The 25,377-nt window shown below is 65.2% G+C and carries 25 protein-coding genes; 18 read left to right on the forward strand and 7 right to left on the reverse strand.

Features of this window, described 5'->3' with window-relative positions; genetic code table 11:
* The first annotated feature begins 36 nt into the window (after positions 1–36).
* The 4 genes from DM992_RS09695 to ftsB all read left to right on the forward strand — a co-directional run bounded on the left by DM992_RS09695 (position 37) and on the right by ftsB (position 4,443).
* Positions 37–1,695, forward strand: coding sequence for a CTP synthase (locus DM992_RS09695; RefSeq protein WP_034183570.1), 1,659 nt, complete (start codon positions 37–39; stop codon positions 1,693–1,695).
* The gene (kdsA, locus tag DM992_RS09700) at positions 1,692–2,546 is read left to right on the forward strand and encodes a 3-deoxy-8-phosphooctulonate synthase (RefSeq protein WP_034183571.1); all 855 of its coding nucleotides are present in this window, start codon (positions 1,692–1,694) and stop codon (positions 2,544–2,546) included. Before DM992_RS09695 ends, kdsA begins: the two co-directional genes overlap by 4 nt.
* Before the next feature lie 106 nt (positions 2,547–2,652).
* The gene (gene eno, locus DM992_RS09705; protein WP_011352544.1) at positions 2,653–3,936 is read left to right on the forward strand and encodes a phosphopyruvate hydratase; all 1,284 of its coding nucleotides are present in this window, start codon (positions 2,653–2,655) and stop codon (positions 3,934–3,936) included.
* Positions 3,937–4,017: 81 nt separating this feature from the next.
* Positions 4,018–4,443 (forward strand): cell division protein FtsB, encoded by a 426-nt coding sequence (ftsB, locus tag DM992_RS09710; RefSeq protein WP_039364737.1) that lies wholly within the window; start codon positions 4,018–4,020, stop codon positions 4,441–4,443.
* 86 nt (positions 4,444–4,529) lie between these two features.
* Here ftsB and DM992_RS09715 read toward each other — a convergent pair whose 3' ends face one another.
* The 3 genes from DM992_RS09715 to DM992_RS09725 form a co-directional block, all read right to left on the reverse strand.
* A complete protein-coding gene (locus DM992_RS09715) occupies positions 4,530–4,880 on the reverse strand; it encodes a hypothetical protein (RefSeq protein ID WP_111016650.1) in 351 nt (116 codons plus the stop codon).
* Positions 4,881–5,014: 134 nt separating this feature from the next.
* Positions 5,015–5,965, reverse strand: a complete 951-nt coding sequence (gene hslO / locus DM992_RS09720) for an Hsp33 family molecular chaperone HslO (RefSeq protein WP_111016651.1) — start codon at positions 5,963–5,965, stop codon at positions 5,015–5,017.
* Between the two features lie 25 nt (positions 5,966–5,990).
* Entirely contained in the window at positions 5,991–6,515 is a 525-nt protein-coding gene (locus tag DM992_RS09725; RefSeq protein ID WP_034183575.1) for a gamma carbonic anhydrase family protein, read from the reverse strand.
* A 147-nt stretch (positions 6,516–6,662) separates the two neighbouring features.
* Here DM992_RS09725 and DM992_RS09730 point away from each other — a divergent pair, with 147 nt between their 5' ends.
* The 10 genes from DM992_RS09730 (at position 6,663) to DM992_RS09775 (ending at position 15,735) form a co-directional block, all read left to right on the forward strand.
* Entirely contained in the window at positions 6,663–7,520 is an 858-nt protein-coding gene (locus tag DM992_RS09730) for a ferritin-like domain-containing protein (protein ID WP_111016652.1), read from the forward strand.
* Positions 7,521–7,697: 177 nt separating this feature from the next.
* The gene (locus tag DM992_RS09735) at positions 7,698–8,588 is read left to right on the forward strand and encodes an alpha/beta hydrolase (protein ID WP_111016653.1); all 891 of its coding nucleotides are present in this window, start codon (positions 7,698–7,700) and stop codon (positions 8,586–8,588) included.
* A 79-nt stretch (positions 8,589–8,667) separates the two neighbouring features.
* Complete coding sequence (locus DM992_RS09740; protein ID WP_111016654.1) at positions 8,668–9,498, forward strand: 3',5'-nucleoside bisphosphate phosphatase; 831 nt, start codon at positions 8,668–8,670, stop codon at positions 9,496–9,498.
* Positions 9,499–9,570: 72 nt separating this feature from the next.
* Positions 9,571–10,203: an L-threonylcarbamoyladenylate synthase gene (locus tag DM992_RS09745; protein WP_111016655.1), complete on the forward strand. Its 633-nt coding sequence runs from the start codon at positions 9,571–9,573 to the stop codon at positions 10,201–10,203.
* A gap of 51 nt (positions 10,204–10,254) precedes the next feature.
* Complete coding sequence (locus DM992_RS09750) at positions 10,255–10,917, forward strand: site-2 protease family protein (protein ID WP_111016656.1); 663 nt, start codon at positions 10,255–10,257, stop codon at positions 10,915–10,917.
* An 8-nt stretch (positions 10,918–10,925) separates the two neighbouring features.
* A complete protein-coding gene (locus tag DM992_RS09755; protein ID WP_012328807.1) occupies positions 10,926–12,128 on the forward strand; it encodes a tryptophan--tRNA ligase in 1,203 nt (400 codons plus the stop codon).
* A 14-nt stretch (positions 12,129–12,142) separates the two neighbouring features.
* Positions 12,143–12,745 (forward strand): class I SAM-dependent methyltransferase, encoded by a 603-nt coding sequence (locus DM992_RS09760; RefSeq protein ID WP_111016657.1) that lies wholly within the window; start codon positions 12,143–12,145, stop codon positions 12,743–12,745.
* A gap of 46 nt (positions 12,746–12,791) precedes the next feature.
* The gene (gene dapA, locus DM992_RS09765) at positions 12,792–13,697 is read left to right on the forward strand and encodes a 4-hydroxy-tetrahydrodipicolinate synthase (protein WP_034183581.1); all 906 of its coding nucleotides are present in this window, start codon (positions 12,792–12,794) and stop codon (positions 13,695–13,697) included.
* 111 nt (positions 13,698–13,808) lie between these two features.
* Entirely contained in the window at positions 13,809–14,954 is a 1,146-nt protein-coding gene (gene bamC, locus DM992_RS09770; RefSeq protein WP_111016658.1) for an outer membrane protein assembly factor BamC, read from the forward strand.
* Positions 14,955–14,958: 4 nt separating this feature from the next.
* Positions 14,959–15,735, forward strand: a complete 777-nt coding sequence (locus tag DM992_RS09775) for an MBL fold metallo-hydrolase (protein WP_111016659.1) — start codon at positions 14,959–14,961, stop codon at positions 15,733–15,735.
* 610 nt (positions 15,736–16,345) lie between these two features.
* On the opposite strand, the gene DM992_RS09790 is transcribed toward DM992_RS09775, so the two are convergent.
* A complete protein-coding gene (locus tag DM992_RS09790; RefSeq protein ID WP_111016660.1) occupies positions 16,346–17,566 on the reverse strand; it encodes a cupin domain-containing protein in 1,221 nt (406 codons plus the stop codon).
* Between the two features lie 32 nt (positions 17,567–17,598).
* Between DM992_RS09790 and DM992_RS09795 the strand changes: the two genes are divergently transcribed.
* A complete protein-coding gene (locus DM992_RS09795) occupies positions 17,599–18,141 on the forward strand; it encodes a peptidylprolyl isomerase (protein ID WP_034183585.1) in 543 nt (180 codons plus the stop codon).
* On the opposite strand, the gene DM992_RS09800 is transcribed toward DM992_RS09795, so the two are convergent.
* Positions 18,121–19,392, reverse strand: coding sequence for a hypothetical protein (locus DM992_RS09800; RefSeq protein ID WP_111016661.1), 1,272 nt, complete (start codon positions 19,390–19,392; stop codon positions 18,121–18,123). The two genes, DM992_RS09795 and DM992_RS09800, sit on opposite strands and share 21 nt — an antisense overlap.
* Positions 19,373–22,030 (reverse strand): DNA mismatch repair protein MutS, encoded by a 2,658-nt coding sequence (gene mutS, locus DM992_RS09805; protein WP_111016662.1) that lies wholly within the window; start codon positions 22,028–22,030, stop codon positions 19,373–19,375. The genes DM992_RS09800 and mutS overlap by 20 nt, the downstream gene beginning before the upstream one ends.
* Before the next feature lie 294 nt (positions 22,031–22,324).
* Here mutS and DM992_RS41575 point away from each other — a divergent pair, with 294 nt between their 5' ends.
* Genes DM992_RS41575 through DM992_RS09815 form a run of 3 tightly spaced genes read left to right on the forward strand, consistent with a single transcriptional unit; the run spans position 22,325 to position 24,315 of the window.
* Positions 22,325–22,744 carry a hypothetical protein gene (locus DM992_RS41575; protein ID WP_162631619.1) on the forward strand — a complete coding sequence of 140 codons (420 nt, stop codon included), beginning with the start codon at positions 22,325–22,327 and terminating at the stop codon, positions 22,742–22,744.
* Complete coding sequence (locus DM992_RS09810; RefSeq protein ID WP_081938342.1) at positions 22,686–23,954, forward strand: IS256-like element ISBcen18 family transposase; 1,269 nt, start codon at positions 22,686–22,688, stop codon at positions 23,952–23,954. The genes DM992_RS41575 and DM992_RS09810 overlap by 59 nt, the downstream gene beginning before the upstream one ends.
* A gap of 4 nt (positions 23,955–23,958) precedes the next feature.
* Positions 23,959–24,315 carry a hypothetical protein gene (locus DM992_RS09815; protein ID WP_162631620.1) on the forward strand — a complete coding sequence of 119 codons (357 nt, stop codon included), beginning with the start codon at positions 23,959–23,961 and terminating at the stop codon, positions 24,313–24,315.
* A gap of 106 nt (positions 24,316–24,421) precedes the next feature.
* On the opposite strand, the gene DM992_RS41580 is transcribed toward DM992_RS09815, so the two are convergent.
* On the reverse strand, positions 24,422–24,730 hold the full coding sequence (locus tag DM992_RS41580; RefSeq protein ID WP_162631621.1) for a hypothetical protein: 309 nt from the start codon (positions 24,728–24,730) through the stop codon (positions 24,422–24,424).
* Between the last annotated feature and the right edge of the window lie 647 nt (positions 24,731–25,377).

The raw sequence follows: 25,377 nt of genomic DNA on the forward strand, positions 1-25,377 counted from the left end.
ACGGTATAATCCGTTTTTTCCCGCGAGCATCCAGCGATGACCAAATATGTTTTCGTCACCGGCGGCGTAGTTTCTTCCCTTGGCAAGGGTATTGCCGCCGCTTCCCTCGCCGCGATCCTCGAATCGCGCGGTCTGAAAGTCACCCTCCTCAAACTCGATCCGTACATCAACGTCGACCCCGGCACGATGAGCCCGTTCCAGCACGGCGAAGTGTTTGTGACGGAAGACGGGGCGGAGACGGACCTCGACCTCGGCCACTATGAGCGCTTCATCAGCACGAAGATGCGCAAGGCCAACAACTTCACGACCGGCCAGATCTACGAATCGGTGATCCGCAAGGAACGCCGCGGCGACTATCTCGGCAAGACCGTGCAGGTCATTCCGCACATCACGAACGAAATCCAGGCGTTCATCGAGCGCGGGGCCGCATCGGCCACCTGCGGCGAGCCGGATGTCGCGATCGTCGAAATCGGCGGCACGGTCGGCGACATCGAGTCGCTGCCGTTCCTTGAAGCCGCACGCCAGATGAGCCTGCGCCTCGGCCGCAACAGCGCGTGCTTCGTGCACCTGACGCTGGTGCCGTACGTCGCGACGGCCGGCGAGCTGAAGACGAAGCCGACCCAGCACAGCGTGCAGAAGCTGCGCGAGATCGGGATCCTGCCGCACGTGCTGCTGTGCCGCGCGGATCGCCGCATCCCCGACGACGAATCGAAGAAGATCTCGATGTTCTCGAACGTGCCGGAAGACGCCGTGATCTCGGTGTGGGACGCCGACAGCATCTACAAGATTCCGCAGATGCTGCACGACCAGGGCCTCGACAAGATCATCTGCGACGAGCTGAAGCTGACGCCGCACGATGCCGACCTGAGCATGTGGTCGGAGCTCGTCGAGAAGCTGGAGAACCCGAAGCACGAAGTGACGATCGGCATGGTCGGCAAGTACGTCGACCTGACCGAATCGTACAAGTCGCTGATCGAGGCGCTGCGCCACGCATCGCTGCACACGTCGACGAAGGTCAACATCGAGTACATCGACTCGGAAGAGATCGAGACGAACGGCGTCGACAGTCTGAAGCACCTCGACGCGGTGCTGGTCCCGGGCGGTTTCGGCCGTCGCGGCACCGAAGGCAAGATCGCGGCGATCCGCTATGCGCGCGAGGCGAAGGTGCCTTATCTCGGCATCTGCCTCGGCATGCAGCTCGCGGTGATCGAGTTCGCGCGCGACGTCGTCGGCCTGAAGCAGGCGAACAGCACGGAATTCGATCCGGACACGCCGGAACGCGTGGTCGCGCTGATCACCGAGTGGTACGACCGCGACGGCAAGGTCGAGACGCGCACCGAGGAATCCGATCTCGGCGGCACGATGCGCCTCGGCTCGCAGCGCTGCCCGATCAAGCCCGGCACGATGGCGGAAGAAATCTACGGCAAGGACGTGAACGAGCGTCATCGCCACCGTTATGAAGTCAATAACCGCTTCGTGCCCCAGCTCGAAAGCGGCGGCCTTATCATCAGCGCGCGTACCCCGAGCGAGGATCTGCCGGAAATGATGGAACTGCCGCGCTCGATGCACCCGTGGTTCGTCGGCGTCCAGTTCCACCCGGAATTCACGTCCACGCCGCGCGACGGTCATCCCCTCTTCAAGTCGTTCGTCGAAGCCGCGCTCGCCAACAAGCAAGCGCGCGGAGTGAAAGCATGAAGCTGTGCGATTTCGAGGTCGGTCTCGACAAGCCTTTCTTCCTGATCGCGGGTACCTGCGTCGTCGAATCGGAGCAAATGACGATCGACACGGCGGGCCGCCTGAAGGAGATCTGCGCGAAGCTGAACGTTCCGTTCATCTACAAGTCGTCCTACGACAAGGCGAACCGCAGCTCGGGCAAGTCGTTTCGCGGCCTCGGAATGGACGAGGGCCTGCGGATCCTGTCCGAGGTGAAGCGCCAGCTCGGCTTGCCGGTGTTGACCGACGTGCATTCGATCGAGGAGATCGAGCAGGTCGCGTCGGTCGTCGACGTGCTGCAGACGCCCGCGTTCCTGTGCCGCCAGACCGATTTCATCCACGCGTGCGCGCGCTCGGGCAAGCCCGTCAACATCAAGAAGGGCCAGTTCCTCGCGCCGCACGACATGAAGAACGTGATCGACAAGGCGCGCGACGCGGCGCGTGAAGCGGGGCTGTCGGAAGACCGTTTCATGGCGTGCGAGCGCGGCGTCTCGTTCGGCTACAACAATCTCGTGTCGGACATGCGTTCGCTGGCGATCATGCGCGAAACGAACGCGCCCGTCGTATTCGACGCGACCCACTCGGTGCAACTGCCGGGCGGGCAGGGCACGAGCTCGGGCGGCCAGCGTGAATTCGTGCCGGTGCTCGCACGGGCGGCGGTCGCGACGGGCGTTGCGGGCCTCTTCATGGAAACGCACCCGAATCCGGCCGAGGCGAAGTCGGACGGCCCGAACGCGGTGCCGCTGAACCGGATGGGCGCGCTGCTGGAGACGCTCGTCACGCTCGACCAGGCGGTGAAGCGCAACCCGTTCCTGGAAAACGATTTCAATTAAAGATCGAATGAACCTTGCGACGGCTTCGCGCGTCAGTAGCGAAAGCGGTTCCGGCACGCACGCCGTCGCAGTTTGAAGAATCCATCGTCATTCTCAGAGGAAACCCATGAGTGCAATCGTAGATATCATCGGCCGCGAGATTCTGGATTCGCGCGGCAACCCCACCGTCGAATGCGACGTGCTGCTCGAATCGGGCACGATGGGCCGCGCGGCGGTGCCGTCGGGCGCGTCCACGGGCTCGCGTGAAGCGATCGAGTTGCGCGACGGCGAAGCCGGCCGCTACAACGGCAAGGGCGTGCTGAAGGCAGTCGAGCACATCAACACCGAAATCTCCGAAGCCATCATGGGCCTCGATGCGTCGGAACAGGCGTTCCTCGACAAGACGCTGCTCGAGCTGGACGGCACCGACAACAAGTCGCGCCTCGGCGCGAACGCGATGCTGGCCGTGTCGATGGCCGTCGCGAAGGCTGCCGCCGAAGAGGCAGGCCTGCCGCTGTACCGCTATTTCGGCGGTTCGGGCGCGATGCAGCTGCCGGTGCCGATGATGAACATCGTCAACGGCGGCGCGCACGCGAACAACAGCCTCGACATCCAGGAATTCATGATCGTCCCGGTGAGCCAGCCGACGTTCCGTGAAGCCCTGCGTTGCGGCGCGGAAGTGTTTCACGCACTGAAGAAGATCCTGAGCGACCGCGGCATGAGCACGGCAGTCGGCGACGAAGGCGGCTTCGCGCCGAACTTCGGCAGCAACGACGAATGCCTGTCGACGATCCTGCAGGCGATCGAGAAGGCCGGCTACCGTGCGGGCGAGGACGTGCTGCTTGCGCTCGACTGCGCGGCATCCGAGTTCTACCACGACGGCAAGTACCAGCTCGCGGGCGAAGGCCTGCAACTGTCGTCGGCCGAATTCACCGACTACCTCGCGACGCTCGCCGACAAGTTCCCGATCGTGTCGATCGAGGACGGCATGCACGAAAGCGACTGGGAAGGCTGGAAGCTGCTGACCGACCGCCTCGGCAAGAAGGTGCAGCTCGTCGGCGACGACCTGTTCGTCACGAACACGCGCATCCTGAAGGAAGGCATCGAGAAGGGCATCGCGAACTCGATTCTCATCAAGATCAACCAGATTGGTACGCTGACCGAAACGTTCGCGGCGATCGAAATGGCGAAGCGCGCTGGCTACACGGCCGTGATCTCGCACCGCTCGGGCGAAACGGAAGATTCGACGATCGCGGACATCGCGGTCGGCCTGAACGCCGGTCAGATCAAGACGGGTTCGCTGTCGCGCAGCGACCGCATCTCGAAGTACAACCAGCTGCTGCGCATCGAGGAAGATCTCGGCGACATCGCGAGCTACCCGGGCAAATCGGCTTTCTATAACCTGCGCTAACGCGCTAATATCGGGTTCGTCATATCGACGCCGCTCTGTGCATGTGCGCGGAGCGGCGCTTCTTATATCTGCGTCTCTTACATGCGGCTTGTCACTGTCGTCCTGATTGCCTTGCTGGCGCTCATTCAGTACCCCCTATGGTGGGGACACGGCGGTTGGCTGCGGGTGCATGAATTGCGTCAGCAACTCGACGACCAGCTCCGGAAGAATGCGGACGAGAAGCTGCGCAACGAGCGGACCGCAGGCGAAGTGCAGGATCTGCAGGGCGGCACCGCGGCCATCGAGGAGCGCGCGCGCTACGAGATGGGCATGGTGAAGGACGGCGAAGTATTCGTGCAGTTCGTGTCGCCGAATGCACCGGCGGTGCCGCTGAACAATACGCCTTCGAACACGTCGACGCGCGGTGCCGTGTCGGCGGCGCCGGTGCGTGTCGTGCCGAATCCGCAGTCGATCGCGAAGCCGTCGCGGCATCATGGCGGCGACAAGGGCAAGGCCGCGCATCACTGAGCGCGGCAGCTCGAACCCATTGAAAAAGCGCGGGAAATGCCGCGCTTTTTTATTTCCTGCCAGTGTTCAATCGGCCGGGCGATCGCTTACCACCACCAGCCCGGGTAGCCGTAGCCGATACCCGTTCCCCAGCGATTTCCCCATCCGCCGTAATACCCGCCATAAACGGTCACGGGCGGCGGCGAGTAATAGGCCCACGCGCGCGCGGCTGCCTCGGCCGCCATCGCGCTGTTCTGTTCGCGCAGCACCTGCCGGTCGATCTCGTCGTAGCGCTTGCGTTCTGCGCTCGACAGCGCGGGCGGCTGCCCGCCCGACGCGCCCGGTTCGGGCAGGCGGCTCAGGATCGTGGAGGTCGGCGGCGGCATCGCGCAGCCGGCGAGCGCGAGCGTGCCGGCGGCAACGCTCGTCAGGACGATGGTGCGAAACGGGCGATTCATGTGTTTCTCCTGCAGCGCGCCGACGGCGGGAAGCGGCTTGCGCCGAAGGCCGAGCCTCCGGCGCCGGAGCCGTGCGTGCGACGCTTGTGCGCATTATGCGCCCGTGCCCGGACGGCGGGCATCGGGCGCGCCGCTCAGTGACGCTGGCCGGTCGCCGGCGCGATGCCGGTCTCGACGCCCGGTGCCGCAAACAACTGTGCGACGTCGACGGGATCGAATTCGTAGCGCTGGTTGCAGAACTCGCAGTGGATCTCGACGTGGCCGCGCTCGACGATCACGCTGTCGACTTCGTCGCGGCCGAGCATGCGCAGCATCGCACCGACCTTCTCGCGCGAGCATGAGCACTGGAAGCGCGTGCCGGCCGGCTCGAAGTGCTGCACGTTCTCCTGCCAGAACAGCCGGCGGAACACGACTTCCGGTTCGACCTCGAGCAGTTCCTGCGCGGACAGCGTGCCGCCGAGCGTGCAGACGCGCTCCCACGTGTCGATATCGGTTTCGGCGTTGCGCGGCACGATGCCGCCGTCGCCCGGCAGCTTCTGCAGCAGCATGCCGACCGCGCGGTCGCGATCGGCCGCGAGCCACAGCCGCGTGTCGAGCTGCTCGGAGTGGTGCATGTAATGCTCGAGCACCTGCGATACCGATTCGAGCGGGCCATCGACGCCGTTCAGCGGCACGATGCCCTGGTACGGCTGCTGGCCCGGCAGCTTGTCGGCCGGGTCGAGCGTGATCACGCAGCGGCCGTGGCCGCTCGCGTTGACGAGCGACGCGAAACTCGTGTCGTCGCCGATCGTTTGCGCCGCGTCGCCGGAGAATTTCGCGGTGGCCCGCATCGACAGATCCGAACCGCACTGGACGACCAGCATCTGGACCGGCCCGTCGCCGAAGATCTGCATGATCAGGGTGCCGTGAAATTTCAGGTTCGCGGACAGCAGCGCGCACGCGGCCATCATCTCGCCGAGCACCGTGCGCACGGGGGCAGGGTAGTCGCGGCGGGCGAGCACTTCCTGCCACGTATTGCGCAGCGAAACGATCTCGCCGCGCACGGGCGCCGCATTGAACATGAATTTCTGTAACTGGTCGCTCACTCTTCTTCCTTGAAATCCGCGCGAATCACCCGATCCGCACGAGTTGCTCCTTGAAATGCGCGCGCCGCTCGACATACGTCTTCGCGTTCGCGCGCAGCCGCGCGATGTCTTCTGCCGACAGCTCGCGCACGACTTTCGCCGGTGCGCCGAGAATCAGCGAATTGTCCGGGAACGTCTTGCCTTCCGTCACGACCGCGCCCGCACCAACCAGACAGTTGCGGCCGATGACCGCTCCATTCAAGACCACCGCCTGAATACCGATCAGCGAACCTTCGCCGATCGTGCAGCCGTGCAGCATCGCCTGGTGCCCGATCGTCACGTTTTCGGCAATCGTCAGCGGAAAACCCGGGTCCGTGTGCAGTACCGCGCCTTCCTGAACGTTGCTGCCGGCGCCGACGGCAATCGTCTCGTTGTCGCCGCGTATCGTCGCGCCGAACCAGACGCTCGCGTTTTCCTCGAGCACGACCTTGCCGATGATGGCCGCCGTATCGGCGACGAATACGCTTTCGTGGATCGTCGGGGCCGTATCGCCCAGCTTGTAGATCGTCACGGAGTCTCCTTGTCTCTTCGGTGATGGGCGCCGGTAGAATGGCGCGTCTGGTTTGCCCGGCGCGTTGCGCCGCGGAACGATCGCATATTGTAAACCGTCGCGTGCATGCGCTCCCGCGAGCGATGCGCGTGCAGGGTGTCCCCATTTATGAGCGTGGAGTCTTCTTCTTTCGGTCATGTGCCGGCCTGCGTGCGCCACGCAGCGCTCGACGCGCTGCGCACATCCGAACCCGCGGCCAAGGCCGCGCAGGTGAAATCGCTGTACGACGCGCTGCTGGCCGGGCAGGCCGCGATCGCGCCTTCGCTCGAACTGCGCGAACCGGCCGGCCTGCCCGGGCGCCCGGGACGTCCGACGCTGGTCGAGCCGCGCCGGCTCGAGCGACGCAGCATGCGTTCGCCCGAAGGGCGCGCGGTGCTGCTGCACGCGCTCGCCCATATCGAATTCAATGCGATCAATCTGGCGCTCGACGCGGTCTGGCGCTTTGCGGGCCTGCCGGACGCGTTCTATGCGGACTGGCTGAAGGTCGCGGCCGAAGAGGCCTATCACTTCACGCTGCTGTCCGACCGGCTGGCGGCATTCGGGCATGCGTACGGCGATTTTCCCGCGCACAACGGGCTGTGGGAGATGTGCGAGCGGACCAGGGGCGATGTGCTGGCGCGCATGGCGCTCGTGCCGCGCACGCTCGAGGCCCGCGGGCTCGATGCTTCGCCGCCGATCCGCGCGCGGCTCGTGCAGGCCGGCGACGATGCGTCGGCCGCGATCCTCGACGTGATTCTGCGCGACGAGGTCGGTCATGTTGCGATCGGCAACCGCTGGTTCCGGTATCTGTGCGACGAAACCGGCCGCGAGCCGGTGCCGGCCTACCGCCAGCTCGCCGAGCAATACCATGCGCCACGGCTGCGCGGCCCGTTCAACTTCGATGCGCGTCGCGATGCCGGATTCGAGCAGGCCGAACTCGACGAACTGGCCGCGCAGGACGCAGCGGCCGGAAACGCGGCGCGTTAGCGGGATCGCGTCCGGCTGCATGTCGTCTGCCGCCAGGCCGGCCCGCACCCGACCGGTGGCGGTTCCCGGCGGACCCTTGAACGACTCGACCGCTAGAGCTTGACCTCGAATGCCGGCCGCCTGAACAGAGGCGCGACCGCTATAATCGAACGATCATTCTTTTTTCTGGCGGCTGCAATGAGTGCGTCGAGTTCTGTTTCCGATTTCGTCACGGTGCGCGGCGTGAAGCTGCATGTGCGGCGCTGGGGCCGGCCCGATGCGCCGATGCTGTTCATGCTGCACGGCTGGATGGACGTCGCGGCGTCGTTCCAGTTCGTCGTCGATGCGCTCGCGGGCGACTGGCAGGTGATCGCGCCCGATGCGCGCGGCTTCGGGCTGTCCGACTGGCCGGTCGCGCGGCAGGGCGGCGGCCACTACTGGTTCCACGAATACCTGGGCGACCTCGATGCGCTCGTCGATCACTATGCGCCGACCGGCGAAGTCAACCTGGTCGGGCACAGCATGGGCGCGAACGTCGTGTGCCTGTACGCGGGCGCGCGGCCGGAACGCGTGCGCCGCGTGGTCGACCTCGAGGGTTTCGGGCTCGCGCCCGCGCGGGCCGAGCAGGCGCCGCGCCGGCTGCGCGGCTGGCTGGACGAGCTGCGCGAGCCGCCCGCGCTGCGGCCTTACGCGTCCCTCGACGAGGTGGCGGCGCGCCTGACCAGGACCAATCCGCGGCTCGACCCGCACCGCGCCGCCTTCCTCGCCGCGCACTGGTCGAAGCGCGGCGACGACGGCCTCTATCACCTGCTGGCCGACCCCGCGCACAAGATGCCCGGCCCGCTGCTGTACTGGCTCGACGAGGTGATGGCCACCTGGACGCAGGTGCGCGCGAAGGTGCTGCACGTCGAGGCCGTCAATTCGCCGACGCTCGCGCACCTCGCCGGCGACATCCCGCTGCCGGAATTCAAGGCGCGTTTCAGCGCGTTCCCCGACTGGCGCGAGAAGCTGGTCGAGGATGCCGGTCACATGGTGCATCACGACCAGCCCGAGCAGATCGCGGCGCTGATCGAGGCGTTCTGCGCGTAGGTGCGCGGCGGCGGGGGGGCGGGCTGGCGGTGCAATTGCCGCATTGCAGTAGAATGAAGCCTTACCTGCCATACCGACAATGAACGCCGATCTCCACTGCCATTCGAATGTTTCCGACGGGTTGCTGTCACCTGCCGACGTCGCGCGCCGCGCCCATGCCGGCGGCGTGACCCTGTGGGCGCTGACCGACCACGACGAGATCGGCGGCCAGGCGGAGGCGCGCAGCGAAGCGGAAGCGCTCGGCATGCGCTACCTGAGCGGCGTCGAGATTTCGGTCACGTGGGCATCGCGCACCGTGCACATCGTCGGCCTGAACACCGATCCCGCGAACCCGACGCTCGTCGACGGCCTGTATCGCACGCGCCACGGCCGTGCCGCGCGCGCGCTGGCGATCGGCGCGCAGCTCGAGACGCTCGGCATCCCCGGCGCGTACGAAGGCGCGCTGAAGTACGTATCGAATCCCGACCTGATCTCGCGCACGCACTTCGCGCGGTTTCTCGTCGAGCACGGCCACGCCGAATCGACGTCCGACGTGTTCGACCGCCTGCTCGGCGATGGCAAGCCCGGGTTCGTCCCGCATCGCTGGGCCGCGCTGTCCGACGCGGTCGGGTGGATCCGCGCGGCGGGCGGCGAAGCCGTGGTCGCGCATCCGGGCCGTTACCGCTATACGCCCATCGAATTCGACGCGTTCTTCGGCGAGTTCATCGATCTGGGCGGCCGCGCGATCGAGGTCATCACGGGCAGCCACACGCCCGACCAGTACCGCGAGTACGCGGACGTTGCCCGCCGCTTCGGCTTCGAAGTGTCGCGCGGCTCGGATTTCCATGCGCCGGGCGAGGGCCGCGTCGAGCTCGGCAGCCTGCCGCCGCTGCCGTCCGACCTGACACCGGTCTGGGAGCGCTGGCTCTGACGCCGGGCGGCTGCCCGCCGCCCGCGTCGTGGCCGACGCGCGTATCCGACTTTTCCCTCTTTACCTGCTTCCATGTCCCAGTTCTTCAGGATTCATCCGGATAATCCGCAGCCGCGCCTGATCAAGCAGGCCGTCGAGATCGTCAGCAAGGGCGGCGTGATCGCGATGCCGACCGATTCGAGCTATGCGCTCGCGTGCCATCTCGACGACAAGGATGCGGTCGAGCGGGTGCGCCGGATTCGCGGCCTCGACGAGAAACAGCACCTGTCGCTGCTCGTGCGCGACCTGTCGGAGCTCGCCAACTTCGCGATGGTCGACAACCGCCAGTACCGGCAGATCAAGTCGGTGACGCCGGGCCCGTACGTATTCATCCTGCAGGCGACGAAGGAAGTGCCGCGCCGGCTGTCGCACCCGTCGCGCAAGACGATCGGGCTGCGTGTGCCCGATCACGCGATCACGCTCGCGCTGCTGGAATCGCTCGGCCAGCCGCTGCTCGGCACGACGCTGATCCTGCCGCCGGACGACGAGCCGCTCAACGATCCCGAAGACATCCGTGCGCGGCTCGAGAAACAGGTCGATCTCGTGATCGACGGTGGCGCGTGCCCGCGCGAGCCGTCGACGGTAATCGACCTGACGGGCGACGAGCCGGAACTCGTGCGCGCGGGGCGCGGCGCGCTCGAACCGTTCGGACTCTCGCCCGCGTAAGCGCGCGACGTTCCATTTTTTGCGCGAAGGCGCTTGTTACAATAACGCGATATGGATGCTTCCCTGATACAGACCATCGCCGTCTACGCGCTGCCCGTGATCTTCGCGATCACGTTGCACGAGGCCGCGCACGGCTACGCCGCCCGCCTGCTCGGCGACAACACCGCCTACGTGATGGGGCGCGTGTCGTTCAATCCGATGCGCCACATCGATCCGATCGGCACGATCGCGATCCCGCTCGCGATGTATTTCCTGACGGGCGGCGCGTTCCTGTTCGGCTATGCGAAGCCGGTGCCGGTTTCGTTCGGCAACCTGCGCGATCCGCGCTGGGGCAGCCTGTGGGTAGCGCTCGCGGGCCCGGCCTGCAACTTCGTGCAGGCGCTGATCTGGGGCCTGCTGACCCTCGTGCTGCCCGCGGTCGGCGTCGACGAGCCGTTCTTCACGCGGATGGCGTTTGCCGGCGTCAGCGCGAACCTCGTGCTCGGCGTGCTGAACCTGTTTCCGCTGCCGCCGCTCGACGGCGGCCGCATCCTGGCGGCGCTGCTGCCGCCGAAGCAATCGATCGTGCTGTCGCGCATCGAGCCGTACGGTTTCATCATCGTCCTCGTGCTGGTCGCGACGGGCGTGCTGACGAACTTCTGGCTGCGCCCGCTCGTCAACGTCGGCTACGCCGTGCTGAGCGCCATCCTGTCCCCATTCGCCTCGCTTTTCTAACCACAATCATGTTCCCAGAACGTATTTTCTCCGGCATGCGACCCACCGGGTCGCTGCACCTCGGTCATTACCACGGCGTGCTGAAAAACTGGGTGAAGCTGCAGTCCGAGTACCCGTGCTTCTTCTGCGTCGTCGACTGGCATGCGTTGACGACGCACTACGAGACTCCCGAGGTCATCGAGAAGAACGTATGGGACGTGCTGATCGACTGGCTCGCGTCCGGCATCGATCCGGCGCAGGCGACGCTGTTCATCCAGAGCAAGGTGCCCGAGCACGCGGAACTCGCACTGCTGCTCGGCATGAGCACGCCGCTCGGCTGGCTCGAACGCGTGCCGACCTACAAGGAGCAGATGGAGAAGCTGAAGGACAAGGACCTGTCGACCTACGGCTTCCTCGGCTACCCGGTGCTGATGGCGGCCGACATCCTGCTGTATCGCGGCTCGCTCGTGCCGGTCGGCGAGGATCAGGTGCCGCACGTCGAGATGACGCGCGAGATTGCGCGCCGCTTCAACTACCTGTACGGTCGTGAGCCCGGTTTCGAGGAGAAGGCGCTCGAGGCCGCGAAGAAGCTCGGCGGCAAGCGTGCGAAGCTCTATCACGAACTGCGCAACGCGTATCAGCAGGAAGGCGACGACGAGGCGCTCGAACAGGCGCGTGCGATGCTGCAGGAATCGCAGAGCCTGTCGATGAGCGACCGCGAGCGCCTGTTCGGCTATCTCGAAGGCGCGCGCAAGATCATCCTCGTCGAGCCGCAGGCGCTCCTGACTGAAGCGTCCCGGATGCCGGGCCTCGACGGCCAGAAGATGTCCAAGTCGTACGGCAACACGATCGGCCTGCGTGAAGACGCCGACACGATCACGAAGAAGGTCCGCACGATGCCGACCGATCCGGCGCGCGTGCGCCGTACCGATCCGGGCGACCCCGACAAGTGCCCGGTGTGGCAGCTGCACCAGGTCTATACGGACGAAGCGACGCACGAGTGGGTGCAGAAGGGCTGCCGCTCGGCGGGCATCGGCTGCCTCGACTGCAAGCAGCCGGTCGTCGAAGGCATCCTGCGCGAGCAGCAGCCGATGCTCGAGCGCGCGCAGAAGTACATGGACGATCCGTCGCTGCTGCGCGCGATCGTCGCGGACGGTTGCGACAAGGCGCGCAAGTACGCGACGGAAACGATGCGCGACGTGCGCGACGCGATGGGCCTGTCGTACAACTGATCCGGTCCGCGCGCATGAACGAATCCGTCATCGCCGCCGCGGGCGGCCACGTCGCACAGGCCGAGCCATCGCGCTGGGTCGCCCGATGGTCGCCGCTCGTTCCGGCGGGCGGCGCGGTGCTCGACGTCGCTGCTGGCGGCGGCCGCCATGCGCGCTGGTTCGCGTCGCACGGGCATCCGGTCGTCGCGCTCGACCGCGACCCGGCCGCGCTGGCTGCGTTGCGCACGATCGCGGGCGTCGATGCGCGCGACGCCGATCTCGAAGGCGCGCCGTGGCCGCTGCCGGCCGGCGAGCGGTTTGCCGCCGTGATCGTTACCCATTATCTGCATCGTCCGCTCTGGCCCCATCTGATCGACGCGGTGGCGCCGGGCGGCGTGCTCATCTACGAAACTTTCGCGCAAGGAAACGAAACGGTCGGCAAACCGTCCAACCCCGCGTTCCTGCTCGCTCCGGGCGAGCTGCTGGACGCCGTGCACGGCCGCCTGCGGGTGGTCGCGTACGAGGACGGTTTCGTCGCCGCGCCGCGCGAGGCGTTCGTCCAGCGTCTCTGCGCAGTGCGCGAGGGCGCGACCCCGAAGGCGGGGGCGGGAATTCCACGTTACGAACTGCCCGGCTAATCCGCTACAATCTCAACGTTTACCGGTACACAATCAATCGCGTTTCATGGCTAACGGCACCCAAGACGGCATTCAAATCCGCGGCAGCATCCCCGCGATCGTCACCCCGATGCTCGAAGACGGCAGTCTCGACCTGCCGGCGTTTCGCAAACTGATCGACTGGCACATCGCGGAAGGCACCGATGCGCTCGTCGTCGTCGGTACGAGCGGCGAGTCGGCAACGCTCAACGTCGAAGAGCACATCCTGATGATCCGCACGGCGGTCGAGCATGCGGCGAAACGCATCCCGATCATCGCGGGCGCGGGCGGCAACTCGACCGCCGAGGCGATCGAGCTGACGAAGCACGCGAAGTCTGTCGGCGCGGATGCGACGCTGCAGGTCGTGCCGTACTACAACAAGCCGACGCAGGAAGGCATGTACCGTCACTTCAAGACGATCGCCGAAGCGGTCGACCTGCCGGTGATCCTGTACAACGTGCCGGGCCGCACGGTCGCCGATATGGCGAACGAGACGATGCTGCGTCTCGCGCAAGTGCCGGGCATCATCGGCGTGAAGGAAGCGACCGGCAACATCGATCGCGCCGCGCACCTGATCAAGGCCGCGCCGAAGCATTTCGCGATCTACAGCGGCGACGATCCGACCGCGATCGCGCTGATGCTGCTCGGCGGCCACGGCAACATCTCGGTGACGGCGAACGTCGCGCCGCGCGCGATGAGCGAGCTGTGTCGTGCGGCGCTGGCCGGCGACGTGCAGACGGCCCGCGAACTGCACATGAAGCTGCTGTCGCTGCACAAGAACCTGTTCATCGAGGCGAACCCGATTCCGGTGAAGTGGGCGCTGCAGGCGATGGGCAAGATGCAGGGTGGCATCCGGCTGCCGCTCACGGCGCTCGACGAGCGCTACCACGATGCCGTGCGTTCGGCCCTCGTCGAGGCCGGCGTCCTCGCCTGATGCCGAGGCGGCCGCGTCCTGCGGCCGCCGGCTCGACCCCTGATCAACCCGCACCGGCCGGCTCCGTCCGGCGCCGCTCCTGACGAGCGTTCAAGCAAGACGAAGGATTTCATGAAACGTTTCGCCTTTTCCTCTCGCGCCATCCAGATGTCGGTGGTGGCGCTGGCGCTGGGCGCGCTCGCCGGCTGCGATACGCTGAACGACTACCTGGCTCCCGACCGGGTCAACTACAAGAACACCGGTTCGGCGCCGCCGCTTGCGGTGCCGAGCGACCTGAAGCCGGTGCCGACGACCCAGCAGTTCGTCGCGCCGCCGACCAACGCGGGGCTCGGCACGCTGCCGCCACGGGCCACGACGCAGGCCGGCAACGCGACCGACGGCATCCCGAGCGCGCAGGATCCGCTCGGCATGCACATCGAGCGCGACGGCGATCGCCGCTGGCTCGTCGTCGATGGCCGGACGCCCGAGCAGCTGTGGCCGATCCTGAAGGAATTCTGGCAGGAGAACGGCTTCTCGCTGAAGACCGATGCGCCGTCGACGGGCATCATGGCCACCGACTGGGCCGAGAACCGCGCGAACATTCCCGACGACTGGTTCCGCCGCACGATCGGCAAGGTCATCGATTTCGCGTACTCGTCCGGCACGCGCGACCGTTTCCGTACGCTCGTGAACCGCACGTCGGACGGCAATACCGACATCTCGATCACGCACAGCGCGATGGAAGAAATGATGGTCGGCCCGCAGGGCGGCACGTCGTCGCGCTGGGAAGAGCGTCCGCGCAACCCGGTGCTCGAAGCCGTGTTCCTGTCGAAGCTGATGCAGAAGTTCGGCCTGACCGACGCGCAGGCGAAGCAACTGCTGACCGATGCGCGTCCCGCGACGGCGCCGGCGCAGGTCAGCGACACGAGCAGCGGCGCCGCGACGCTGCAGCTGTCCGAGTCGTTCGACCGTGCATGGCTGCGCGTGGGCCTCGCGCTCGACCGTACCAACTTCACGGTCGACAATCGCGACCGCGAGAAGGGTGTGTACACCGTGCGCTATGCGAATTCGATGGAAGAGCTCAAGCGCGACGGCCTGTTCGGCAAGCTGTTCTATGGCGGTCCGGCGGCGGCGAAGCCGGGCAGGGAATTCCTGGTCAACGTGCGTGCGCAAGGCAACGGCGGCACGCAGGTCGCGGTGGTCGGCGCAAACGGCCAGATCGACAACTCGTCGGACGCGCAGCGGATCATTTCGCTGCTGCACGCGCAGTTGAACTGAGCGCGTGCGATTCGCCAGCCTCGGAAGCGGCAGCGAAGGCAACGCGCTGGTCGTCGAGGCCTCGAGCGGCACGACGACCACCCGCGTGTTGCTCGACTGCGGCTTTTCTGCCAAGGAGGTCGAGCGCCGGCTCGGCCGACTGAATCTCTGCATCGGGGACCTCGATGCGATCCTCATCACCCATGAACACAGCGACCACGTCGGCAGCGCGCTGACGCTCGCCCGGCGCGCGTCGCTGCCGCTCTACATGAGCTGGGGCACCGCGCGCGCGGTAGGCGCGGACGAAGCCGATGTCGATCTCCATGTGCTGTGGGGCGACGAGACGGCTGCGATACGCGATCTGGCCGTCATGCCCTATACGGTTCCTCACGATGCGCGCGAACCGCTCCAGTTCGTCTTTATGGACGGCTGCAGCCGGCTCGGCGTGCTGACGGACGTCGGGATGGCCACGCCGCACATCACGGCCGTCCTGAGCGGCTGTGACGCGCTGGTGCTCGAATCCAACCATGACCCCGCGATGCTGGCCGCGAGCCGCTATCCGCAGTCGCTGAAGGCGCGGATCGGCGGCAACCACGGCCACCTGAGCAACGACGCGGCGGCCGACATCCTCGCGTCGCTCGAACGCAGCCGCCTCAAGCACCTGGTCGCGGCGCATCTGAGCCAGCAGAACAACCTGCCGGAACTGGCGCGCCAGGCGTTTGCCGGCGTGCTGGGGACGAGCGGGGAGGAGGTGGTCGTGGCCACGCAGGACGCGGGATTCGACTGGCTGATGCTCGGATGAGCGGGGCAGGGCCGCTTCGGCGGTCCGGTGCGGCTGACGGGCGATCGATCCGGAACCCGCAGACGTAAAAAAAAACCGGCCCTCGGGCCGGTTTTTTTTCAGCTGACGCTGAGACTTACTGGCTTGCGCCCGAAGCCGGAGCAGCCGTCGCTGCCGAAGCAGCCGACGCCACTGCAGCAGCAGCGTCGCTCGCAGCAGCCGTTGCCGACGAAGCAGCAGCCGAAGCGTCGCTCGCAGCACCAGCAACTGCCGAAGCAGCCGACGAAGCAGCAGCAGCTGCGTCGCTTGCAGCCGACGAAGCAGCTTGATCAGCGCTCTTGTTGCAAGCAGCCAGTGCAACAGCAGCCAACAGGGAAGCTACGAGGAGGGATTTCTTCATGATCACGTCCTTTTATGGTTAAAGGTAAGCAACAGCGCGAAACAATACCGGTAATGTGCTCCAACACCGACCTGGGCCGCTGGTGGAGACGCACTTCTAGAGCGTGAATCTTCCCTACGGCTTGGGCGGAAATTATATGCACTTTCCTATCGACCGTCGACAAATGCGGGGTCAATACGTTGTCTTTCCCATACAAAATTTGATCTGTACGGGCATACGGGGCGACTCACACTAATTCCGGCTTCCGACCCGTATCCAGCCCGCACGATACCACTCGTGCAACAAGGCTGTCATCGAGGGAACCCGGGATAGTGTTACAAACCGTTTCGCCTCCATCTGGCGTTGATTGGCCAGTTCGGGCAGCCATTCGCCGGCCTGCTCGAGTGGTCCTTCCTCGCCATTAATGAAGTACGATCGCGCGTTATACATCAATGCGGCCCTTCTGTCGAGACGCACGCCGCGGCGTGACGCTTGCGCGACGAACGCGGCCTCGGCCAGCGGGCGTGCGGGCGGGTCGAATACGACGTTCGGCTTGGGCTCGCTCAGGTAGCAGCCGAGGAATTCGGCGACGTCGCGCTTGCGCCAGCGGATTGCGTCGACGATCCCGGCGACGCGTTCGACCATCGCCGGAGGCAGCTGCGCGGGCGTGTCGACGGCCGGCTGCTTCGGATCGCGGTAGAGGACGTCGCCGTTCCCGTCGCGCAGGCCGCCGCGCTCCGCGAGATAGTACAGGAACTGGGCGCCCAGCTCGCCCGCTGACGGGGCCCGGAAGCCGATCGAGCAGGTCATGCATTCGCCTTCGGCGACGCCGTCGTGCGCGATGTGCGGCGGCAGGTACAGCATGTCGCCGGGCTCCAGCACCCATTCGTCGCTCGGCTCGAAGTTCTCGAGGATCTTCAGCGGCACGTCCGGCTGCAGCGACAGATCCTTCTGCGCACCGACGCGCCAGCGACGCCGGCCTTCGACCTGAAGCAGGAATACGTCATACGAATCGAAGTGCGGGCCGACGCCGCCGCCGTCGGTCGCATACGAGATCATCAGGTCGTCCAGCCGCGCGTCCGGGATGAAGCGGAAGCGGTCGAGCAACGCGCGTGCCGAGTCGGCATGCAGGTCGAGTCCCTGTACGAGCAGGGTCCAGGACTTGCGCGTGACGGCCGGCAGCGAGCCGGGCTCGAACGGGCCGTGCGCCAGTTGCCACTTGTTACGAAAATGGGTGATCAGTCGCGATTCCGCGTCATAGTCGGACGCGAGCTCGAACAGCGTATCGCGCGTGACCGGCGACGCCACGCCGGGGATCGCCTGGCGGATCAGGAGCGGCTTTTTTTGCCAGTAGCCGCGCATGAATTGCGCCGGCGTGAGACCGCCGAGCAGCGGTGTGGGAAGATCGGAAGGCGGCGCGCCGAGCGGGGCGGCAGCGGCATCCCGCGGTTCGGCTTGAGACCGGTTGCGCATCGTATAATGAGAGTTGTATTTGGGAGAATTGGATGAAAATCGCAAAAAACACCGTCGTGTCGGTCACTTACAAGCTGTCGGATGCACAGGGCAATCTGATCGAGGAAAGCGACGAGCCGATGGTCTATCTGCACGGCGGCTATGATGGCACGTTCCCCAAGATCGAGGAACAGCTCGACGGGCACGAGCCGGGTTACCAGGCGCAGATTCAGCTCGAGCCGCAGGACGCGTTCGGCGACTACGATCCCGAACTCGTGAAGATCGAGCCACGCGATCGTTTCCCCGAGCCGCTCGAAGTGGGCATGCAGTTCGAAGGCACGCCGGAAGACGGCGACGAGGACGTCGATTCGCTGATCTATACGGTCACCGACGTCGCCGAAGACAAGGTCGTGCTCGACGGCAATCACCCGCTGGCAGGCATGGCGCTGCGTTTCGCACTCACGGTGAAGGATGTCCGCGAAGCAACCGAAGACGAAATCGAGCATGAGCACGCACATGGCGCGGAAGGGCTCGAGATCGTCGACGAGGACGAAGACGAAGACGGCGAGTCGCCGTCAGGGCGCACCCTGCACTGAGCTCGCGGGCAGGCCGGGCGCCGGCCCCGATGCAGGGGGCGGTGCCGGCCACGACGCGCCGCCGGGTGCGGCGCCGTCACCCTGCAGCGGCGGCACGACCGCCGACGAGTCGGGCAGCGCCGGCAACGCGGGGATTTCCGGCATCTGCGGCAGCGGGACATCGTCGTGCGGCACGGGCTGCAGCGCGGGCGGCACGGGCAGGTTCTTCGGCACCTCCTGCAGGCTCACGTTGAAGATCGTCTGCCGTGCCGGTGACACGCTCACCTTTACCCACTGATTCGCCGGATGGCGCGGTCCGATCGCGACGCGCGTCACGTTTCCTACCAGTTCGCCGTCGTCGGTCCGCAGCGGTCGATCGATCAGAAAGCCGTTCGCGAGCGGTTCGCCGCTCGCGTGCATCACCAGTATCGGGCCGCGGAACGTCGCCGCCGCCTTCACCAGCGTTCGTTTCAACTCGCGGAAGCCGTCGCGCACGCGCGGCCGGTTGAAACGCAGCCACGCGAACCGCTCCGAGCGTTCATAGCGTTCGAATTGCGGGTCGCCTTCGAAAATCACCACCATCGCACGCGCTTCGCGCCGCTTCGCGTATTCGGCTGCGTGATCGATCCAGAACCCGTTCGCGATGACGCGATCCTCGAATTCGCCGTTGCGGCCGCCGGCCGTCAGGAAGTGGTTGTTCGGCGCCGGTGCGTTGAGTGCGACATAGACGATGTCGTCGCGCATCCAGCGTGCGTTTTCGCGATACGGCCGGAACCGGGCGATCTCGCTTTCCCGCGTGATCTGCAGCGCGCCCGGGTCGGGCAGCGCCGAATCGGCGAGCAGCGTCTGCCGCAGGAAGTCGAGCCGTTCGACCGGGTCGTAACTGCCGCCGGCCACGGTGTTGCACGTTACCCAGTCGTCGTGGCCGGGGATGAATACGAGCGGCACGCGTGCGGCGTCCAGGATCGCGCCGCGCTGCGAATACAGCGCATCGCGGCACGCTTCCTTCGAGCCCTTGAGATCGCCCGCATAAACGACGAAAGCGAGGTTGCGCTCGCGCGCGATCGAATCGAGCAGCCGCTGGGTCGCCGGTTCGTCCGCCGGTACGTTGATGACGCCCGACACGACCGCGAACGAGTAGGGCGCGGGGGCACGCTTCGGCGGCGCTGCCAGCGCGCCGGCCTGCGCGAGCGCCAGCGCCGCCGCGGCGAGCATGGCGGCGGCGCGGGCCGGCAGGCGCCGCGGGATGCGCTTACGCGTGCCCGTCGGCATCGTGCGACCGGACCAGCGTGCGCAGCTCGTACAGCAGGTCGAGCGCCTCGCGCGGCTTGAGATCGTCGGGGTCGATGTCGCGCAGCTTCTCGAGCGCCGGATGCGGCGTGTCGGGCAGCACCGGAGCGTCCGCGCATTCGAAATCGTCGGCGACCACCGGCTGCGCGCTGAACAGGTCGAGTTGCGGCGTGTGCTGTACCGCCGACTGCTGTTCGAGATACGCGAGGTGCTTGCGCGCGGCGCGGATCACGGGCGCCGGGACGCCCGCGAGCTGCGCGACCTGCAGGCCGTAGCTCTGGTTCGCCGGGCCTTCGTTGACCGCGTGCAGGAACACGATACCGTGGCCGTGCTCGACGGCCGACAGGTGGACGTTGGCCGCTTGCGGGAATTCGGCCGGCAGTTGCGTCAGCTCGAAGTAGTGCGTCGCGAACAGCGTGTAGCAGGCGTTGTGCGCAAGCAGGTGGCGCGCGATGGCCCACGCGAGTGCGAGGCCGTCGAACGTCGACGTGCCGCGGCCGATCTCGTCCATCAGCACGAGGCTTTGCGGGGTCGCGTCGTTGAGGATCGCTGCGGCCTCGGTCATCTCGACCATGAACGTCGAACGGCCGCCCGCGAGGTCGTCGGCCGCGCCGATGCGTGTGAAGATCCGGTCGATCGGACCGAAGCATGCGGACTTCGCCGGCACGTAGCTGCCGACGTAAGCCATCAGCGCGATCAGTGCGGTCTGCCGCATGAACGTCGATTTACCGCCCATGTTCGGACCGGTGATCAGCAGCAGCTTGCGCTCGGTGCCGAACCGGCAGTCGTTCGCGATGAACTGCTCGACCTGCGCTTCGACGACCGGGTGGCGGCCCTGTTCGATTTCGATGCCGATCTCGTCGGTGAAGGTCGGTGCGACCCAGTCGAGCGCGCGCGCGCGTTCGGCGAAAGCGGCGAGCAGGTCGAGCTCGGCGAGTGCCGACGCGACGCGCTGGCACTCGGGGATGAACGGCAGCAGCGCCTGCAGCACCGCGTCGTACAGCGCGCGCTCGCGCGCCAGCGCGCGTTCCTGCGCGGACAGTGCCTTGTCCTCGAAGGTCTTCAGTTCGGGCGTGATGTAGCGCTCGGCGTTCTTCAGTGTCTGGCGGCGACGGTAGTCGTCGGGCACCTTGTCGGTCTGGCCGCGCGTGACCTCGATGTAGAAGCCGTGCACCTTGTTGTATTCGACGCGCAGGTTCGCGATGCCGGTGCGCGTGCGTTCGCGCGCTTCGAGATCGATCAGGAACTGCCCGCAGTTCTCCGAGATGTCGCGCAGCTCGTCGAGCTCGGCGTCGTAGCCGCGCGCGATCACGCCGCCGTCGCGCACCATGGCGGCCGGCTCGGGCGCAATCGCGCTCGTTAGCAGATCGAGGCATTCGGCGGGCGGCGCGAGCGCCGCGTCGACACGGGTGAGCGCGTCCGCATTCGCGACGATCGCGCTGATGCGCTCGCGCAGCGCCGGCAGCGCGGCGAACGTATCACGCAGGCTCGACAGGTCGCGCGGGCGCGCGGACAGCAGCGCGAGGCGCCCGGTGATCCGTTCGACGTCGGCGATCTGGCGCAGCGCGCTGCGCAGCGCATCGAGGCTGGCATTCGCCGGTGCATCGAGCAGCGCGCCGATCGCCTGCTGGCGCGATTGCGCGGCGATCGACGCGCGCGGCGGGTGATGCAGCCAGTGACGCAGCAGGCGGCTGCCCATCGTCGTGCAGCAGGTGTCGAGCAGCGAATACAGCGTCGGCGACTCGGTGCCACGCAGCGTTTCGGTCAGTTCGAGGTTGCGGCGCGTGGCCGGATCGAGCCCGATGTATTCGGTTTCGTTCTCGACCTTCAGGCTGCGCACGTGCCGCAGTTGCTGGCCTTGCGTGGCCGCTGCGTAGAGCAGCAGCGCACCGGCCGCACCGCAGGCGCTCGTCAGCGAATGCGCACCGAAACCGTCGAGGCTCGCGACATCGAGCTGATCGCACAGGCGCTGCGTGCCCGACGCGATGTCGAAGTGCCACGCCGGCACGCGCTTGGTTGCGCCCGTGCCGGGCGGCACGGCGTCGGTCGCGCCGTCCGCCGTCAGGATTTCGGCCGGCCGGATGCGCTCGAGCGCGGCGCCGAGCTGCTCGGGTTCGATTTCGGCGAGCCGCAGCGCACCGCTTGCGAGGTTCAGCCACGCGAGGCCGATGTTGACCGCGACGCCGCGCTTGTTGTGGCCCGTGCACATCGCGAGCAGGTAGACGTCGTTCTTGTCGGACAGCAGTGCGGCATCGGTCAGCGTGCCGGGCGTGACGACACGCACGACCTTGCGCTCGACGGGGCCCTTCGACGTGGCCGGATCGCCGATCTGCTCGCAGATCGCGACCGATTCGCCCATCTTCACGAGCTTCGCAAGATACTGCTCGACCGCGTGATGCGGCACGCCGGCCATCTTGATCGGCGTGCCGGCCGATGCGCCGCGCTGCGTGAGGGTCAGGTCGAGCAGGCGCGCGGCCTTTTCGGCATCTTCGAAGAACAACTCGTAGAAGTCGCCCATCCGGTAGAACACGAGCGTGTCGGGATGGTCGGCCTTGATGCGCAGGTACTGCTGCATCATTGGAGTGACGGGTGCAGGTGCTGCGGTGGGTTGCGTGCTCATGTGACCGGGAAAAGTTGCTTTGGCTGCCCGAGTTTACCAGCGGGCCACCCGGGACTGCTCAAAGTTCGCCGTTCGGCCAGTTGCTGGAATCACGACCGGCGGCTGTCGGCAGTAACAGACATTGACGTACTTACTCCCCGAGGCCGATTGCCGGCCTCGCAGCATCAATTCCCACCGTGAGCAGGGGTAGCTTAAGGTATTGTCAGAATCCGAATAGGCACACTGATCGGCGCCCATGGACCACGATGGACGGCAAGCAAATTCGCGCTCGTATAAGGGAGACTAGTCGACGCCATGACTCGCCTTGAGGAGGAGTTTTCCCGATCCGTCGCATTATCAGATTGGTTCCACTGCACACTGAGCGAAGAGGGGTTGGTGCTTGCCGATCGCAGGCAAATGATCGCTCTCGCGTTCGCGGCACTCTGCTTAGAACACCGTGCCGCATTTCTGCTCTTGGTGGAGCACGGCGCAAACGCCGGGGCCATGGCTTTGACGCGGGCGGTTCTCGAAGCACATATCCGCACGCTATGGGCCCATGAGGTTGCATCAGGTGAGCAAATCGAGCGATTCTTTTCGGGTCAATACGATCCGAAGGACCTATCCGTCATTTCGTGGGCGGGGCATATCATGAGGTATAAAAGTCATGGATATGCCGATGAAGAAGAAGAGGCAAACCGTAGCGCGTCAGGCAGCGGCCCGCGGGCCGCTGCCTGAGTTGCCCAAGGAACTGCTGGACCAGTTGGTCAAGGGGCCGATGACGCCGACCGAGGTTCAGGATCTGATGCTGGCGTTCAACAAGGCGATCATCGAACGGGCGATGGGCGCCGAGATGAATCTGCATCTGGGCTACCCGTCGGGCCAGTCCAAGCCGGCCGGACAAGCCAACGAGCGCAACGGCGCCAGCGGCAAGACGGTCATCACGGATCGCGGCCCGGTTCGTGTCGAAGTCCCTCGTGACCGTGACGGCAGCTTCGAGCCGATCCTGATTCCCAAGCACGAGCGCCGCTTCACCGGCTTCGACGAACGCATCATTGCGATGTACGCGCGTGGCATGAGCGTGCGCGAGATTCAAGGGTTTCTGGCCGAGCAATACGGCACCGAAGTGTCGCCCGACTTCATCAGCTCGGTCACCGACGAGGTGATGGCCGAAGCGCTGAGCTGGCAGAGCCGCCCACTCGAGGCGATGTATCCGGTCGTGTTCTTCGATGCGCTGCGGGTCAAGATCCGCGACGACGGGGTGGTCAGCAACAAGGCCGTCTATCTGGCCTTGGGCATCCAAGCCGATGGCCAGCGCGATGTGCTGGGCCTCTGGATCGAGCAGACCGAGGGCGCCAAGTTCTGGCTCAAGGTGTTCAATGAACTCAAGACGCGCGGCTGCCAGGACATCCTGATCGCCGTGGTCGATGGCCTGAAGGGGCTAACCGAAGCCATCAGCGCGGCCTATCCGCGGACCACCGTTCAGACCTGCATCGTGCATCTGATCCGCAACAGCCTCGAATACGCCAGCTACAAGGACCGCAAGGTACTCGCCACGGCGCTGCGCCCGATCTACGCGGCTGCCAGCGAAGAGGCAGCAAGGCAAGCGCTGCAAGACTTCGCCGACGGACCTTGGGGCGCGAAGTACCCGACGATCGTGCAGTCGTGGCAACGCGCGTGGGAGCACGTCGTGCCGTTCTACGTGTTCCCGCCGGAAATTCGGCGAGTCGTTTATACGACAAACGCCATCGAGAGCTTGAACATGCAATTGCGCAAGATCATCAAGACGCGCGGTCACTTCCCGAACGACGAGGCGGCCATCAAGCTGCTCTGGCTGGCGCTGCGCAACGTACTGGCCAAGACCGTGAGGGCCGCCTTCGACTGGAAATCAGCGATGAACCAGTTTGCTATTCTGTTCGGCGAACGGTTTACGCAGGCGCGTGGATAACCTGTTGTTCAACCGCCTCGCCCACAAAAATGCGGACAGGTTCGATCCGAAGGTCGAGTCAACCCTGCAGGCGCTCAAGCGAAAGGGGCCGGAGCATGGTGCTCTCTTTGAAATCCTTAGGGCGCACCACGCTACTCTCAGCGATTACGCTCATGGCGGCGCTCGGCATGTCTCACGTTGGATTCAACATAGTGAGATTGGTCCGAATTACAGTGAAGAGCAGATGATTGAGGCGCTACAATTCGTTGACGTTATTGGCGTCATGTCAGCCGCCGCAAGAGAGGCTCTGCTCGATAAATCGACCAAACATCTTACGGACCGCCTTCACGAAATGCTTGCGAGGGCCCATTCATCAGGGTAATTCTTGATTTGGACAGCCTCGCACACCGCGAAGCAAATCACACAAATTCAATTGGCGCCTCAATTTCGTCCGCGAAAATGAGGCGCACGAAAAAATACAATCCCGATTAAACTGACTGGAACGCAACACCAACAATCTGCGCGTAACCTTGGTTGGTATAGTTTCCAGAAGTCGTAAGATTCAACGTCGGAGGATTACTGTTGGCGGCAGCGGAGAGGATGACGTTCCTGATATTCTCAAATCTCTCCAAAATTGAACTTTCGATGATGAATGAATCGGGAACATCCGTGCCACCCGTCGTCTTGAATTTAACAAGGATGTTTTTGGTATCTGACAACTTCGGGGCGGGCACCTGAACTGAAGCGACCACAACCGAAGAAACAGTATCGAGCCTTTCGGAGCCAACTTGTGTCATTTTTTTCACCATTCGCATGATTTAAAAGACGTACTATTATCCCTCCCAACACACAGCGGCCGGAGGGGGTAAGAATACGACCAACTCCACACACTTAGACAAAAAACCAACTCCATACTTGCATGGACAACGCTCCTCTCGATCTCCGCGGCAATTCTAAGCGGACCCTGTACAAAGCGATTGCCCGGACACAATATTAGGTTGGGCACATTACGAGATCAATTACACGTAATTACACGATGGCCAAATTCAGGGTCAGCGAAATCAATCCTCTCGACTTAAGGATGTCTACGTAACGGTTTTGGCGGCGAAAGGATTGTGCGGCTCGGGTTGCGGAGGTCGAGGACGATTTCGTTCGGGGATGAATCGGATGAGGCTGGCAGCAAGATGACGAAGCAATCGAGCAAACTTGTCGGTGGTACTGATCAGAAGCAATCTGCGCATGCAGCTGGATCACACCCCGCTTGCTCCCGAGACGTATAGCAGGCCAAGGACTGCTCACTGACAGGCAGCGTGATTTCACCAACTGGCCGCCATCGACAGCAACCGCTGCAAAGCAGCCCTTGCCAGCTGCAAATCAAACGACGGCAACGGGTCGAGGCTACCTGAAAACTCACACCGAACGCGCCAGCCAACGAACTCGGCTC

This window comes from Burkholderia sp. JP2-270, assembly GCF_003233675.1.
GTDB classification, from domain to species: Bacteria; Pseudomonadota; Gammaproteobacteria; order Burkholderiales; family Burkholderiaceae; genus Burkholderia; species Burkholderia pyrrocinia_C.

What these genes read in the sequence shown, in the direction of transcription:
- DM992_RS09695 (WP_034183570.1), top strand. Translation starts at nt 37, where the DNA reads ATGACCAAATATGTTTTCGTCACCGGCGGCGTAGTTTCTTCCCTTGGC.
- kdsA (WP_034183571.1), top strand. Translation starts at nt 1,692, where the DNA reads ATGAAGCTGTGCGATTTCGAGGTCGGTCTCGACAAGCCTTTCTTCCTG.
- eno (WP_011352544.1), top strand. Translation starts at nt 2,653, where the DNA reads ATGAGTGCAATCGTAGATATCATCGGCCGCGAGATTCTGGATTCGCGC.
- ftsB (WP_039364737.1), top strand. Translation starts at nt 4,018, where the DNA reads ATGCGGCTTGTCACTGTCGTCCTGATTGCCTTGCTGGCGCTCATTCAG.
- DM992_RS09715 (WP_111016650.1), bottom strand. Translation starts at nt 4,880, where the DNA reads ATGAATCGCCCGTTTCGCACCATCGTCCTGACGAGCGTTGCCGCCGGC.
- DM992_RS09730 (WP_111016652.1), top strand. Translation starts at nt 6,663, where the DNA reads ATGAGCGTGGAGTCTTCTTCTTTCGGTCATGTGCCGGCCTGCGTGCGC.
- DM992_RS09735 (WP_111016653.1), top strand. Translation starts at nt 7,698, where the DNA reads ATGAGTGCGTCGAGTTCTGTTTCCGATTTCGTCACGGTGCGCGGCGTG.
- DM992_RS09740 (WP_111016654.1), top strand. Translation starts at nt 8,668, where the DNA reads ATGAACGCCGATCTCCACTGCCATTCGAATGTTTCCGACGGGTTGCTG.
- DM992_RS09745 (WP_111016655.1), top strand. Translation starts at nt 9,571, where the DNA reads ATGTCCCAGTTCTTCAGGATTCATCCGGATAATCCGCAGCCGCGCCTG.
- DM992_RS09750 (WP_111016656.1), top strand. Translation starts at nt 10,255, where the DNA reads ATGGATGCTTCCCTGATACAGACCATCGCCGTCTACGCGCTGCCCGTG.
- DM992_RS09755 (WP_012328807.1), top strand. Translation starts at nt 10,926, where the DNA reads ATGTTCCCAGAACGTATTTTCTCCGGCATGCGACCCACCGGGTCGCTG.
- DM992_RS09760 (WP_111016657.1), top strand. Translation starts at nt 12,143, where the DNA reads ATGAACGAATCCGTCATCGCCGCCGCGGGCGGCCACGTCGCACAGGCC.
- dapA (WP_034183581.1), top strand. Translation starts at nt 12,792, where the DNA reads ATGGCTAACGGCACCCAAGACGGCATTCAAATCCGCGGCAGCATCCCC.
- bamC (WP_111016658.1), top strand. Translation starts at nt 13,809, where the DNA reads ATGAAACGTTTCGCCTTTTCCTCTCGCGCCATCCAGATGTCGGTGGTG.
- DM992_RS09790 (WP_111016660.1), bottom strand. Translation starts at nt 17,566, where the DNA reads ATGCGCAACCGGTCTCAAGCCGAACCGCGGGATGCCGCTGCCGCCCCG.
- DM992_RS09795 (WP_034183585.1), top strand. Translation starts at nt 17,599, where the DNA reads ATGAAAATCGCAAAAAACACCGTCGTGTCGGTCACTTACAAGCTGTCG.
- DM992_RS09800 (WP_111016661.1), bottom strand. Translation starts at nt 19,392, where the DNA reads ATGCCGACGGGCACGCGTAAGCGCATCCCGCGGCGCCTGCCGGCCCGC.
- mutS (WP_111016662.1), bottom strand. Translation starts at nt 22,030, where the DNA reads ATGAGCACGCAACCCACCGCAGCACCTGCACCCGTCACTCCAATGATG.
- DM992_RS41575 (WP_162631619.1), top strand. Translation starts at nt 22,325, where the DNA reads ATGACTCGCCTTGAGGAGGAGTTTTCCCGATCCGTCGCATTATCAGAT.
- DM992_RS09810 (WP_081938342.1), top strand. Translation starts at nt 22,686, where the DNA reads ATGAAGAAGAAGAGGCAAACCGTAGCGCGTCAGGCAGCGGCCCGCGGG.
- DM992_RS41580 (WP_162631621.1), bottom strand. Translation starts at nt 24,730, where the DNA reads ATGACACAAGTTGGCTCCGAAAGGCTCGATACTGTTTCTTCGGTTGTG.